The sequence below is a fragment of the Hymenobacter sp. BRD128 genome (assembly GCF_013256625.1).
Lineage (GTDB): Bacteria > Bacteroidota > Bacteroidia > Cytophagales > Hymenobacteraceae > Hymenobacter.
In genome coordinates this window covers 1,925,805-1,937,878 of the sequence record NZ_CP053908.1, presented here as the reverse complement: position 1 = coordinate 1,937,878, position 12,074 = coordinate 1,925,805, and the positions used below count along the sequence as shown (strand labels likewise).

The window sequence follows — 12,074 nt, the reverse complement described above, 5'->3', positions numbered from 1 at the left end:
ACTACTCTTCCTTTTCCGCATGGCCCAGCAAACCAAAGCTGCCTACTATACCGAGTTTGGCGGCATCGATAAACTTCAGGTCGGCTCCCTTGACCTGCCCAACCTAAGTGCCGGCGACGTGCAGCTGCTGGTAAAAGCGGCCGGCGTCAACCCCGTGGATGCCGTAGTGCGCGCGGGGCATTTTGCTCAGGTGGTGCCCAGCGTGTTTCCCACCGTGCCCGGCTGGGATGTGTGCGGCATCGTCGAAAAATGCGGCCCCGGCGTAACGCGCTTGGCCGTGGGCGACGAAGTGTATGGCTACGTGCGCCAGCCGGTGGCGCAGCACGGCACCTTTGCCGAGCGCATCGTGGTGCCCGAAAATCTGCTGGCCAAGAGCCCCGCAAAGCTGAGTTGGGTCGAAGCCGGCGGCCTGCCGCTGGCCGGCCTCACGGCGTACCAGTCAGTTATCAAAGCCGGGCAGTTGAAGGCGGGCGAAACCATCCTCATCCTGGGCGCCTCGGGTGGCGTGGGCGGCTCGGCCATCCAGCTGGCCAAAGACGCGGGCGCCACGGTTATTGCCGTAGCCAGCGCCGACAGCGCCGGCCACATGAAAAAGCTCGGGGCCGACTATACCATCGACTACAAGGCTGGCCCGGTGGCCGAAACGGTGAAAAAAATGGCGCCCGACGGTGTAGACCTGCTTTTCGACGCCATCAGCGGCGATACGCTTACCCAAAGCCTAGCCACGCTCAAGCCCACTGGCCGCCTCATCTCAGTGCTCAACGATGGGAAGGCGCTGCAACTGCCCGCCGGCGTGCACTTTCAGCATGTAATGGCCCAGCCCAGCGTGCCCGACCTCGACCATCTGCGTGAGCTAGCCGATGCGGGCAAGCTCACGGTGCCTATTGCCGCTACTTTTTCGCTCGATGACGTTAAGAAAGCGTTTGAGCAGATTGAGTCGCACCACACGACGGGCAAGGTAGTTATTGTACCCTAGCGGATGAGTTGAATGCGAAAAACTAAAACAGCGCGTTATGCTGCGCCTGGCGAGGCATGACGCGCTGCTTATGGTATGGTAAAGGCTGCAAAGCCTATTGCTCAATCTTTACGCCCTTCCAGAAAGCGATGCGGCCTTCGATGTTCTTGGCGGCGGGGCTAGCCGTGGGGTAATACCAGGCGGCGTCCTTATTCAGCTCACCGTTTACGCGCAGCGAATAGTAGCTGGCGCGGCCCTTCCAGGGGCAGGAAGTGTGGGCGATGCTGTCTTCAAAAAATTCCTTTTTGAGCGCATCGGCGGGGAAGTAGTGGTTGTTCTCAACCACCACGGTGTCGTCGCTCTCGGCCACGACGGTATTGTTCCAAATAGCTTTCATGGGCTGGCGGCGCGGCACCTGAATGGCCGTCCGGCTAGGGTTAAACGCGCTACTTTGCCGGATGTTTGCGCCCCGCTCCGGCGCCCCACCTGCTGTATGCTCCGCCACATCCGCCACGCCGAAATAAACCGCCCGCAGTGGGATGCGCTTATCCACCAGGCACCTAATGGCTTAATCTACGCCCTCACTTGGTACCTCGATAGCGTGTCGCCGGGCTGGGAGGCGCTTGTGCGCGAGGAAGATGGCCGCTACGTGGCCGGCCTGCCGCTGCCGGTGCAGCGCAAGTTTGGCCTGCGCTACCTGCGGCAGCCGCTGTTTGCCCAGCAGCTGGGGCTGTTTTCGCTTGCCCCCCCCGCGGCCGCCGACTGGCAGCAGGTGGCGCGCTTGCTGGGCCGGTTTCGGTTTATCACGCAGTATGCCTTCAATACGGGCAATGCCGAGCTGCTGGGCGTAGGGCAGCCGGGGCTGGCCGGGGTGCCGTTCACGACTTATTACCTGTCGCTGCGGCCGCCCTACGAGCAGCTGCTGGCGGGCTATAAGCCCAACCGCCGCTGGCGCCTCAACCAGGCCCGGCGCCGGGGCCTGCGCGTGGAGCCCACCACCGACATCGACCTGATGGTGCAGATTTTTGCCGAAAACACGGCGCCCAAAATCTACGGCGTCATTGGCGAGGCCTACGAGTACCGCATCCTGCGCGCCCTGTACGCCCGCGCCCACCAGGAAGGGTTGGCCACGATGTGGCAGGTGCGGGGGGCTAGCGGCGAGGTGCTGGCTATGGGCCTGCTGTTTCGCTTCAGGCAGCACCTTACCTACATTTTCAATTGCTCGACGCGGGCCGGTAAGGAAGCCGGCGCCATTTCGGTACTGCTCGATGAGGTGCTGCGCGCCCACGCAGGCCAGGACCTTCTTTTTGATTTTGAGGCGCCCGAGGTGCCCAACGTGGCGCACTTTTACAGCAGCTTCGGGCCGGCGCCGGCGCCGTACCTGGCCATTGCGGCCAACCGCCTGCCCTGGCCGGTGCGCCAGCTGAAGGCGGCGCGCACGGCCCTGTACCGGCGGCTGCGCCCGCGCCCGGCGGCCGGTGAAAACAACCAGGGCTAGCGGCCGGGAAACATTACCGGCGCGGGCGTTGTTGGCCCGAGTAGCTTATTGGCGCCCGCCGGCCGAACCAAACCGGGCTAGCGCATTCGTATTTACGCAGAGAAAATTATGGCTATTGGCGTTCGCTTTCGTGATTTTGTGCCCGATGAAAACTCGGGCGATAAGGGGTTCGAGCAGCTGTTTAAGCTGTTTATGCAGTTGATAACCATCACCAGCGGCGACGTGGGCGAGGCCTTGCAGTGGCTCAATGAGCTGGACAAGCAATATGGCCTCACCGACAACGACTATGGCATGGGCAACTTCATCGATGACCTCAAGAAGAAGGGCTATATCGATGAAAACGAGCAGGAGCGGGGCGAGCTGAAAATCACGCCCAAAACCGAACAGAAAATCCGCAAGTCGGCCCTCGAAGAGGTTTTTGGCAAGCTCAAGCGCGGCAACACCGGCAACCACCGCACGCCCCACACCGGGCAGGGCGACGAGCAGAGCACCGACCTGCGCGAGTTTCGCTTCGGCGACTCGCTCGAGCAGATTCAGATGTCGGAATCCATCCGCAATGCCCAGCTCAACCACGGCATGGACGGCGATAGCTTCATGCTGACGGAGGGCGACCTGGAGGTGCGCGAAAACGAGCACAAGTCGCAGACCAGCACGGTGCTTATGATTGACATCTCGCACTCGATGATACTCTACGGCGAGGACCGCATTACGCCCGCCAAGAAGGTGGCGATGGCCCTGGCCGAGCTCGTGAAGCAGAAATACCCCAAGGATTCGCTCGACGTGATTGTGTTTGGCAACGACGCCTGGCAGATTGAGGTGAAGGACTTGCCGTACCTGCAAGTCGGCCCCTACCACACCAACACGGTGGCTGGCCTGGAGCTAGCGATGGACCTGCTGCGCAAGCGCAAAACGCCCAACAAGCAGATTTTCATGATTACCGACGGCAAGCCCACCTGCCTGAAGGAAGGCAACGGCTACTACAAAAACTCGTTTGGCCTCGACCGCAAGGTGGTGAACAAAACGCTGAACCTGGCCGCCGCTGCCCGCCGCATCAAGATTCCGATTACCACCTTCATGATTACTTCCGACCCGTATTTGCAGAAGTTCGTGGAGGAGTTTACGGAGGTAAACCAGGGTAAGGCCTACTACTCGGGCCTGAAAGGATTAGGGCAGCTGGTATTTGAAGACTACAAGAAGAACCGGCGCAAGTCGCTGTAGTGTAGCTGGCAAGCCTCTTGGTGAAGAGTTACCGGACTTAAAATGCCATCCTGATAGATATATTAGGGGTGGCATTTTAATTTTTTATGCATATGAACTCTCTGGTTATCGGGCTAGCGCTGTTGAGCGGGATTTTGCGTGGTTGTAACTCAACCTCAACCGATGCGCAACTGGCGCAGGCTCATACCGATGATATTGAGCGCATTGCAAAGTGGCGAACCGCCACCCTGCCTAAGGGCCAGGCTGCCCCTGACTTTCGGCTGATGGATACTGCCGGCAAAGCCGTGGACTTACGCGACTTGCGCGGCAAGGTAGTGTACCTGGATTTCTGGTACAGCGGCTGCCGGCCGTGCCTGGCCGAAGCACCCGCCGCCGACAAACTGAAACAGCAATTTCTAGGAAAGGACGTGGTATTCGTGTACGTCTCTATCGAAACCAACGTGGGTGATTGGAAGCAAGCGGTTGAAAAGCACCACCTAACCAGTTCCAATAGCGTGCATCTAATTGACCCTGAAGGTTGGCACGCCGCGCGGGCCTACCACGTGGTTGGGTTTCCTACATACATACTTATTGGCCGTGGTGGACACATTTGGCAGACCGAAGCGCTACGTCCTTCAGATGGTGCTAAAACGGTGGAGGCGTTACAACAGGCACTGGCAGTGAAATGAGGCCTGAAGGCTTAGGTTAGCCCGGCAAAAACTCCGGTTGGGTTGGCTGAACCTCAAGCACCCTCTGCGGGTTTAAGACCTAATGAAGCACGAAACTATCCGCACCCTGGGCCAGCTCCGCGCCAGTGGTTACCAGCCCCGCACCGTGAAAGAAGAGTTGCGGGATAATCTTATTTCTAAACTCAAAAATAAGGAGGACGTTTTTCCGGGCATCTTCGGCTACGAGGAAACCGTGATACCCGAGTTGCAGCGCGCTATTCTGGCCGGGCACCACATCAATCTGCTCGGCCTGCGGGGCCAAGCCAAAACCCGCATTGCGCGCCTGCTTATCAATTTGCTCGACCCGTTTATTCCGGTAGTAAAGGGCTCGGAGCTGAACGACGACCCGATGCAGCCGCTGTCGGTGTATGCCAAAAACCTTATTGAGGAGAAGGGCGACGACACGCCCATCGAGTGGCTGGGCCGCGCCGACCGCTACACCGAGAAGCTAGCCACGCCCGACGTGACGGTGGCCGACCTCATCGGCGACGCCGACCCCATCAAGGCCGCCACGCTCAAGCTGCCGTATAGCGATGAGCGCGTGATTCACTTCGGCCTGATACCCCGGGCGCACCGGGGCATTTTTGTTATCAACGAACTACCCGACTTGCAGGCCCGCATTCAGGTGTCGCTCTTCAACATTTTGCAGGAAGGCGACATTCAGATTCGCGGCTTTAAGGTGCGCCTGCCCCTCGATATCCAGTTCGTATTCACCGCTAACCCCGAGGACTACACCAACCGGGGCAGTATTGTGACGCCGCTCAAGGACCGCATCGACGCCCAGATTATCACGCACTACCCCAAGTCGATTGAAATTGGCAAGCGCATCACCAAGCAGGAGGCGCGCATCAAGGAAGAGCAGCGCGGCATGGTGACGACCAACGAAATCACCCACGACCTCGTGGAGCAGGTGGCCGTGGAGGCCCGCGGCTCCGAGTTTGTGGATGCCAAGTCGGGCGTGTCGGCCCGCCTCACCATCTCGGCCTACGAGCAGGTGATTGCCGGCGCCGAGCGCCGCGCCCTCATCAACGGCGAGAAGACGACCTACGTGCGTGTGGCCGACTTTATCTCGGCCGTGCCCGCCATTACGGGCAAAGTGGAATTGGTGTACGAGGGCGAGCAGGAAGGTGCCGGTATCGTGGCCGAGAAGCTCATGGGCAAGGCTATCCGCACGCTGTTTCTCAACTATTTCCCCGACCCCGATAAGTCGAAGAAGCTCAAAAATCGCCCTTCGCCCTATAAAACGGTGCAGGAGTGGTTTGGCAACGGCAATACGCTCGACATTCTCAGCGACGCCAGCACTGCCGACTACCGCGCCGCCCTCGACAAAGTGCCCGGCCTGCGCGACATCGTGACCGAGTTGCACCCCAAGGAGGACGCCGAAACCACCTATTTCCTCATGGAATTCCTGCTGCACGGGCTAGCCGAGCACTCGCTCATTTCGCGCAACAAGCTCACGGCGGGTGCCCAGTTCAAGGACCTGCTCTCGTCGATGTTTACCATGCCCAGCTTTGGGGATGATGACGATGAGGAAGACGAGAAGCCGCGCCGCCGTCGCTAGGCCTACGCCTGCCAGGTTTACAAAAAAGCCCCGCGTATCAACTGATACGCGGGCTTTACTACAACTAGAGCTACGCCTGCTCGTCGTCCTTCACCACGATTTTCTCAATCGTGTCGTTGGGGCGAATCTGGTCGATGACGTCCAGGCCTTCTACTACTTTGCCGAATACCGTGTGCACGCGGTCGAGGTGGGCGGTGTTGTCGCGCGAGTGCACCACAAAAAACTGCGAGCCGCCGGTGTTTTTGCCGGCGTGGGCCATGCTGAGGGCGCCGCGCTCGTGGTACTGGTGGCCGCCGCTGGTTTCGCAGTCAATTTTGTAACCGGGGCCGCCGGTGCCGGGCGCGCCCTTGGCGCCGGGTTTGGTGTTGGGGTCGCCGCCCTGAATCACAAAATTCGGGATGACGCGGTGGAAAGTGGTGCCGTCGTAGAAGCCTTTCTTGGCCAGGTCGGTAAAGTTCTTGACGGTATTGGGCGCGTCCTGCTCGTAGAACTCAACTTTCATAACGCCCTTAGGCGTGTGGATTTCAGCGGTTTTCATCGAAAAATAATCGGTGGTGAAGGGTGGGAAACGGCCCGGCTTAGGCTAGCCGGGCGCTGCGAAGGTAAAACAGCCGGCCGCGGGCCAGGGTTTAAGCCGAACCGGGGGGCCTGACTATTACGTAAGGCTAGCCGGATATTTTCCAAAACCCCATTCAACCTTTTTTTCATGAAGAAGATTTTCCTTCCCCTGGCCACGGCGCTCACGCTTTCGCTGGGCCTCGCTAGCTGCGGCGGCGACAAAACCACCGAAACCACCACGACTACCGAAAAAAGCACCGCTAACCCCGCCGACTCGGTAGCCGCCGTGGCCGGCGACTCGGCCCGCATGGCCAAGCCCGGCGGCGTGATGGTAGACGGCGTGGCCATGACGGCCGACAAGGACATAGTGGACAACGCGATGGCCGCCAAGAGCGTGAGCACGCTGGTGTCGCTGGTGAAGCAGGCGGGCCTAGTTGAAACCCTAAAAGGTACCGGTCCATTCACCGTGTTTGCCCCCACCAACGCGGCCTTCAACAAGCTGCCCAAAGCGGCCGTGGCCGCCCTGCAAGACCCCGCCAACGCCGCCAAGCTCAAGGGTGTACTGACTTACCACGTCATCCCCGGCCGCCTGGTGGCTGCCGACCTCAAGGATGGCCAGGAGCTGACCACCGTGAACGGCGAGAAGCTGCACATTATGGTGAAAGACGGCAAGGTGATGGTCGGCAACGGCAAAGACGCCCCCGCCACCGTGCAAATCGCCGACGTGATTTCCAAGAACGGCGTCACGCACGTGATTGATGGCGTAGTGCTGCCGCTGGCGAAATAAGCGGTTTTTAGCCCCTGTAAAAAGGGCCGTCCTGCTTCGACTAGCTCGGCAGGACGGCCCTTTACTTTTACGACCACTTTAACTACAGCCCCGCGTCTTCCGACACGCGCTTGGCGAAGCTGGCCCAGTCTACGTCGGGCTCGCCCAGGGCCACGGTGGCGGTGAGGCGGTCGCGGATGAGGTTGGCGAAGGGCATGGGCATGTCGTGCTTGTAGGCCTCCTGCACCACCAGGTTCATGTCCTTGCGGATGATGGCGGGCGGCGCACCTACCGGCTGGTAGTGCTGCTCGGCAATGAGCTTGCCGTAGCTCTTGTAAATGGGATTGTTGAAGAGCGTGCTGGTCAGCATCTCGTAGAAGCCTACGCGGTCGAGGCCGCACTTTTCGGCTAGGGTCAGGGCTTCGGCTAAGCCCTCTATGACGGTGCCGAGCAGGAAATTGCCACAGAGCTTGGCCACGCTGGCCGCGCCGGGGTCGTCGCCAAAATCGTGGGTACCCTGGCCGATGGCCGCCTGCGCCGGCTTGAGCCGCGCGCGCGCTTCGGCCGGGCCCGACGAGCCGACCCAGAGCTTGCCGGCGGCCGCCACATCGGGCTTGCCAAATACGGGGGAGGCTACCAGAAACGAGCCGTGGGCGGCGTGCGCTTCGGCCAGGCGGCGGTTGGTGTCGGGGGCCACGGTGCTGCACGAGGCGTGAATGGCGCCCTTGGGTAAGGTGCTCAGGATACCGTCGGGGCCGGTAGTGAGCGCTTCGAGGGCGCGGTCGTCGGTCACCATTGTGAACACAATGTCGGCCGTACGCACGGCGTCGGCGGGGCTGGCGGCCACGGTGGCGCCCTGCTGGCGCAGGGGCTCGGCTTTGTCGGCGGTGCGGTTATAGACGGTCAGCGAAAAGCCGGCCTTGAGTAGGTTGGCGGCCATTGCGGCGCCCATGCTGCCCAGGCCCAGAAAAGCGATATTCATGAAAAAGTAACCGGTTAAATGAAGAGAAAGGGACGGTGGTGGCTGCTTAAACCCGGCTGGCCGCGCCAGGTTGGCCAGGCAATGGTTGCTGGTCGGCTTATTTTCGCGGCTGATGATGATTACCTGGACGACCAAGCCCTTTGAAGCCCTGACCCTGGCCGAGCTATACGCCGTGTTACAGCTCCGCAGCGAAGTTTTTGTAGTGGAGCAAACCTGTCCTTTTCAGGATATCGATGGGCAAGACCAGGCTGCCTACCACCTGCTGGGGCACGCCGAAAGCGGCGAGCTGGCCGCCTACGCCCGGCTCTTCGGCGCGGGCATCAGCTACGCGCAGGCTAGCATCGGGCGGGTGGTGACGTCGCCGCGCCACCGACGCGCGGGCCTGGGCCGGCAGCTGCTGGCCCAGGCCCTGGCGGAGTGCGAGGCGCGGTTTGGCGCGCAGCCCATCAAGATTGGGGCGCAACAATATCTTCAGGCATTTTACGAGAGCTTTGGCTTCGTGCCGCAGGGCGCGGGCTATCTCGAAGATGGTATTCCGCACCTCTACATGCTGCGAGCCTAGCCAGCGGGCACCGGCCGGTAGCGCAGCCACAAAATGCCGTGGCGGCGCGGCTCGCTGCTCAGCAGCTCAAACCGTACGGCTGGCCCCGGCTCGGGCCCCTGCTCAAACACCGAGGCTGAGGCGCTGGCCCCATCCACGAGCGGGTAGTGCAGCAGGCTAAGCTCATCAATGAGCCCGGCCCTGAGGAAAGAGCCGTTGAGGTGGCCGCCACCTTCAAGTAGGATAGTGCTAATGGGAAACAGCCGCCCGAGCTTTTCGAGCACCAAAGCAAAATCCAGCTCGTGTGCCCCGCCGAAAACGTAGGAGATGCCCAGCCCGCGCAAATACGCCAGGTAGGCATCGGGCACCTGCTCGGTAAGCACCGCAATAATATGGTCGTCGATAGAGGAGGCGGCCCAACCCAGCTTGCCGTGGGCATCGACGGCGATGGCGAAGGCAGTAGCCCCGTGGGGCGCCACAAAATCGGCGCGGTCGAGGGGGCTAGCCACGGGCGGCAGCACCGGCCGCCGCCCTTTGGTAAAGTCCTTTTCCATCGTCACGCGCCCACACAGCCAGGCCTGGGCCCCGAGGGTGGCGGCGGTGTCTTCGTATTCGTGGCGGCCCGGCACGTGGGCGCCCCAGCGCTGCACGATGATGCGCCCATCGAGCGAGGTCATCATGTGGCAGATAACGCGGGGTTTTTTCAGCTGCGGCATTTCTTAAAAAAGGTAAGTCAACAAGCAAATTTTACTGCGGCTGGCCGTGGCCGTGGGCCGCGCCATATACCTGCCCGGTGGCGTAGCTAGCCGCGCGTAGCTAGAAGCCAGCTCCAGGGGTTAGTCGGGGCATAGGAGTTTTGCCGCCCGCATTCTTACGGTCCTCCTGCGCCGGGCCGCCAGCTACCTGCAAGGGCGTCCGGACTGGGCCGGGGGCTGATAGCATGGCCTTCGTGCATGATGTGGAAAAGGGAGGGGAACGAGTCGTAAAAGCCAGCTAAACGGCCGGAAATGGTTTGTCGTTGCCCCGCGTAGCGACACGGCCGCGCTTACCGGCCAGTGGGTGCGAGAAAGAAAAAAATCCTGCCGGGCTAGCCAGCACGCCCGCGGCGGCTGGGCCGCTAGTACCTTTCGCGGCCATTTCGCCATTTGCCTATTATGCCTACGCGCACCTTTAACTGGGCCATTCTGGGGCCCGGCAACATTGCCCATAAGTTTGCCGCCGACTTGGCGCTCGTGCCGCAGGCCAGGGTGCACGCCGTCGCCTCGCGCAGCCTTGCCAAGGCGCAGCAATTTGCCGCCACCTACGGCGCGCCCCACGCCGTGGGCAGCTATGCGGAGCTGCTGGCCGTGCCCGGTATTGATGCCGTATACGTTGCCACGCCGCACTCCGAGCACCACGCCCACGCGCTGCTGTGCCTGCGCGCCGGCCTGCCCGTGCTCTGCGAAAAAGCCTTTGCCCAGAATGCCAGCCAGGCCCAGGAGATGATAGAAGTGGCGCAGCAGCGCGGCGTATTTCTGATGGAAGCGTTCTGGTCGCGCTTCTTTCCGGCCATCAGGCACGCGCTGGAACTGGTGCGGGCCGGCGCCATCGGGGAGGTGAAGCACCTGTCGGCCGACTTCGGTTTCATCACCGATTTTAAGCCTGAGTCGCGGCTTTTCGACCCCAGGCTGGCCGGGGCTCGCTGCTTGATATTGGAGTATATCCGTTGTTTATCAGTCAGTTATTTCTGGGGGTGCCGGCCACTGTGCGCGCCGTAGCCACGCCCGCGCCCACCGGCGTCGACCTGGCTTGCGTGATGGCGCTAGCCCACGCCAGCGGCGCCACGGCCAGCTTATTTTCGACACTGGCCGCTACTACTAACAATTACTGCGTGCTCTACGGCACCAAAGGGCAGCTGCACCTTACCGGGCGCTTTCACGCCCCTAGCGGGCTGGAGATTCACCGGCCCGGGCAGGCTCCGGAAATAATTCCGTACCCCAAAACCGGCCTCGGCTACCACTACGAGGCGGCCCACGTGCAGGAGTGCCTGGCACAGGGGCTAGCCGAAAGCCCGCTGCTGCCGCTAGCCTTCAGCCTCGACCTGATGCGCACGCTCGACGCCGTGCGGGCCCAAATCGGCCTGCGCTATCCCGGCGAGTAGGGCCTAGCGCGGCAGCGGCACCGTGCGGCCTTCCTTGATGGATTTGCGGGCGGCGTCGAGAATCTCCACTACCAGCATATTGGTGGGCAGGGCGGAAAGCACATCCTCGGGCGCGGTGCCGCGCACCACAGCCGCCAGGTAGGCAAAGGGCTCGTCGTAGGGCGCCGGGGGCGCGGCCACGGTTTCATCGTGCGGGGCGTCTTTTTCGGTGCGGCGCACGCGCAGGTGGTCGCGGTCGAGGGCGATGGCCGAGCCGGTCTGCCCGTACACTTCGAGGTCTTTGCGGGCGTAGGGCCAGTTCCACGACGCCTGAATGACGCCCTGGGCCCTGGGGTAGGTAAGCAGGATAGTCACGTCGTCCTCCACCCTGGGGTACACGTCGGGCTTGATGTGCAGGGCGCTGGCCGTCACCGACAAGGGGCGCTCGCCGTGCATGAGCCAGGTCATAAGGTCGGCGCCGTAGCAGCCAAAGTCGGGCAGCGCCCCTCCACCATTCTGCACCGGGTCGGTGAGCCAGTCGAGAAACTCCTTGTTTACCCCGATTTCCTTCGGCCCCTGGTGGCCGTCGTGGGCCACCATCCGGCGTACATCGCCGAGGGCGTGGCTTTGCACCAGCTGATACGCCGCGCGGTTAGAGCCGTACCAGGTGGTTTCGTAGTTGGTAAGCAGGTGAATGTGATGCTTCTGGGCCAGCGCCTGCATCTGGCGGGCGTGGTCCATATTCACGGCCAGCGGCTTCTCTACCATCACATGAATGCCTTTGGGCGCGCAGGCTTGCACCACTTCGAGGTGCTGGTAGATGGTGCCGAAGGCCGTCACGGCTTCCGGCTTGGTTTTGGCCAGCATCTCTTCCAGCGTGTTATACACCAGGTCCATGCTCAGGCCATACTGCTGGGTATAGCGCCGCGCTAGGTCGCGGTTGGGCTCAGCAATGCCCACGATGATAATATCGCCGCGCTTGGCCCGGCCCAGTATGCCGTGCACGTGGGTGTGGGTGAGGCCGGCCACACCCACGCGCAGCGGGGGGCTAGCCTGGGCGGCAGCCGGGTGGCCAAATAAAATCAGCAGCAGCAGGGCCGCGAGGGAGGCCAGTAGTTTGGGCATCGGACTGGGTAGGAGAGGTGCAGTGTCCCATACTCAAGCCGGCC

The 12,074-nt window shown here is 61.8% G+C and carries 14 protein-coding genes; 9 read left to right on the top strand and 5 right to left on the bottom strand.

Features of this window, described 5'->3' with window-relative positions; all coding sequences use genetic code 11:
• The first annotated feature begins 19 nt into the window (after nt 1-19).
• A complete protein-coding gene (locus GKZ68_RS08495) occupies nt 20-976 on the top strand; it encodes an NADP-dependent oxidoreductase (RefSeq protein ID WP_173113236.1) in 957 nt (318 codons plus the stop codon).
• A gap of 94 nt (nt 977-1,070) precedes the next feature.
• Here the strand turns inward: GKZ68_RS08495 and GKZ68_RS08490 are convergent, their stop codons facing one another.
• Nucleotides 1,071-1,352, bottom strand: coding sequence for a DUF427 domain-containing protein (locus GKZ68_RS08490; RefSeq protein WP_173113233.1), 282 nt, complete (start codon nt 1,350-1,352; stop codon nt 1,071-1,073).
• Between the two features lie 96 nt (nt 1,353-1,448).
• Here GKZ68_RS08490 and GKZ68_RS08485 point away from each other — a divergent pair, with 96 nt between their 5' ends.
• From GKZ68_RS08485 to GKZ68_RS08470, 4 genes are all read left to right on the top strand, one after another.
• Entirely contained in the window at nt 1,449-2,453 is a 1,005-nt protein-coding gene (locus GKZ68_RS08485; protein WP_173113230.1) for a GNAT family N-acetyltransferase, read from the top strand.
• Nucleotides 2,454-2,561: 108 nt separating this feature from the next.
• Nucleotides 2,562-3,671: a VWA domain-containing protein gene (locus GKZ68_RS08480; protein WP_173113227.1), complete on the top strand. Its 1,110-nt coding sequence runs from the start codon at nt 2,562-2,564 to the stop codon at nt 3,669-3,671.
• A 92-nt stretch (nt 3,672-3,763) separates the two neighbouring features.
• The gene (locus tag GKZ68_RS08475; protein WP_173113223.1) at nt 3,764-4,339 is read left to right on the top strand and encodes a TlpA disulfide reductase family protein; all 576 of its coding nucleotides are present in this window, start codon (nt 3,764-3,766) and stop codon (nt 4,337-4,339) included.
• Nucleotides 4,340-4,421: 82 nt separating this feature from the next.
• The gene (locus GKZ68_RS08470; protein ID WP_173113220.1) at nt 4,422-5,939 is read left to right on the top strand and encodes a sigma 54-interacting transcriptional regulator; all 1,518 of its coding nucleotides are present in this window, start codon (nt 4,422-4,424) and stop codon (nt 5,937-5,939) included.
• 70 nt (nt 5,940-6,009) lie between these two features.
• Here the strand turns inward: GKZ68_RS08470 and GKZ68_RS08465 are convergent, their stop codons facing one another.
• Entirely contained in the window at nt 6,010-6,477 is a 468-nt protein-coding gene (locus tag GKZ68_RS08465) for a peptidylprolyl isomerase (RefSeq protein WP_173113217.1), read from the bottom strand.
• Between the two features lie 168 nt (nt 6,478-6,645).
• Between GKZ68_RS08465 and GKZ68_RS08460 the strand changes: the two genes are divergently transcribed.
• The gene (locus GKZ68_RS08460) at nt 6,646-7,284 is read left to right on the top strand and encodes a fasciclin domain-containing protein (RefSeq protein ID WP_173113214.1); all 639 of its coding nucleotides are present in this window, start codon (nt 6,646-6,648) and stop codon (nt 7,282-7,284) included.
• 82 nt (nt 7,285-7,366) lie between these two features.
• Here the strand turns inward: GKZ68_RS08460 and GKZ68_RS08455 are convergent, their stop codons facing one another.
• Nucleotides 7,367-8,245 carry an NAD(P)-dependent oxidoreductase gene (locus GKZ68_RS08455; RefSeq protein WP_173113211.1) on the bottom strand — a complete coding sequence of 293 codons (879 nt, stop codon included), beginning with the start codon at nt 8,243-8,245 and terminating at the stop codon, nt 7,367-7,369.
• A gap of 112 nt (nt 8,246-8,357) precedes the next feature.
• Here GKZ68_RS08455 and GKZ68_RS08450 point away from each other — a divergent pair, with 112 nt between their 5' ends.
• Nucleotides 8,358-8,807 carry a GNAT family N-acetyltransferase gene (locus tag GKZ68_RS08450; protein WP_217275341.1) on the top strand — a complete coding sequence of 150 codons (450 nt, stop codon included), beginning with the start codon at nt 8,358-8,360 and terminating at the stop codon, nt 8,805-8,807.
• On the opposite strand, the gene GKZ68_RS08445 is transcribed toward GKZ68_RS08450, so the two are convergent.
• On the bottom strand, nt 8,804-9,502 hold the full coding sequence (locus tag GKZ68_RS08445) for a dihydrofolate reductase family protein (RefSeq protein WP_173113208.1): 699 nt from the start codon (nt 9,500-9,502) through the stop codon (nt 8,804-8,806). The genes GKZ68_RS08450 and GKZ68_RS08445 overlap by 4 nt on opposite strands.
• Nucleotides 9,503-9,940: 438 nt before the next feature.
• On the opposite strand from GKZ68_RS08445, the gene GKZ68_RS22035 reads away from it, so the two are divergent.
• Both GKZ68_RS22035 and GKZ68_RS22030 read left to right on the top strand, forming a co-directional pair.
• Entirely contained in the window at nt 9,941-10,543 is a 603-nt protein-coding gene (locus GKZ68_RS22035) for a Gfo/Idh/MocA family protein (protein ID WP_254244224.1), read from the top strand.
• Nucleotides 10,519-10,926, top strand: coding sequence for a hypothetical protein (locus GKZ68_RS22030; RefSeq protein ID WP_254244223.1), 408 nt, complete (start codon nt 10,519-10,521; stop codon nt 10,924-10,926). Before GKZ68_RS22035 ends, GKZ68_RS22030 begins: the two co-directional genes overlap by 25 nt.
• A gap of 3 nt (nt 10,927-10,929) precedes the next feature.
• On the opposite strand, the gene GKZ68_RS08435 is transcribed toward GKZ68_RS22030, so the two are convergent.
• On the bottom strand, nt 10,930-12,030 hold the full coding sequence (locus tag GKZ68_RS08435) for a Gfo/Idh/MocA family protein (protein WP_173113205.1): 1,101 nt from the start codon (nt 12,028-12,030) through the stop codon (nt 10,930-10,932).
• Nucleotides 12,031-12,074 lie beyond the last annotated feature (44 nt).

Coding starts and splice junctions, on each gene's coding strand:
- GKZ68_RS08495 (WP_173113236.1), top strand. CDS start 20: ATGGCCCAGCAAACCAAAGCTGCCTACTATACCGAGTTTGGCGGCATC.
- GKZ68_RS08490 (WP_173113233.1), bottom strand. CDS start 1,352: ATGAAAGCTATTTGGAACAATACCGTCGTGGCCGAGAGCGACGACACC.
- GKZ68_RS08485 (WP_173113230.1), top strand. CDS start 1,449: ATGCTCCGCCACATCCGCCACGCCGAAATAAACCGCCCGCAGTGGGAT.
- GKZ68_RS08480 (WP_173113227.1), top strand. CDS start 2,562: ATGGCTATTGGCGTTCGCTTTCGTGATTTTGTGCCCGATGAAAACTCG.
- GKZ68_RS08475 (WP_173113223.1), top strand. CDS start 3,764: ATGAACTCTCTGGTTATCGGGCTAGCGCTGTTGAGCGGGATTTTGCGT.
- GKZ68_RS08470 (WP_173113220.1), top strand. CDS start 4,422: ATGAAGCACGAAACTATCCGCACCCTGGGCCAGCTCCGCGCCAGTGGT.
- GKZ68_RS08465 (WP_173113217.1), bottom strand. CDS start 6,477: ATGAAAACCGCTGAAATCCACACGCCTAAGGGCGTTATGAAAGTTGAG.
- GKZ68_RS08460 (WP_173113214.1), top strand. CDS start 6,646: ATGAAGAAGATTTTCCTTCCCCTGGCCACGGCGCTCACGCTTTCGCTG.
- GKZ68_RS08455 (WP_173113211.1), bottom strand. CDS start 8,245: ATGAATATCGCTTTTCTGGGCCTGGGCAGCATGGGCGCCGCAATGGCC.
- GKZ68_RS08450 (WP_217275341.1), top strand. CDS start 8,358: ATGATGATTACCTGGACGACCAAGCCCTTTGAAGCCCTGACCCTGGCC.
- GKZ68_RS08445 (WP_173113208.1), bottom strand. CDS start 9,502: ATGCCGCAGCTGAAAAAACCCCGCGTTATCTGCCACATGATGACCTCG.
- GKZ68_RS22035 (WP_254244224.1), top strand. CDS start 9,941: ATGCCTACGCGCACCTTTAACTGGGCCATTCTGGGGCCCGGCAACATT.
- GKZ68_RS08435 (WP_173113205.1), bottom strand. CDS start 12,030: ATGCCCAAACTACTGGCCTCCCTCGCGGCCCTGCTGCTGCTGATTTTA.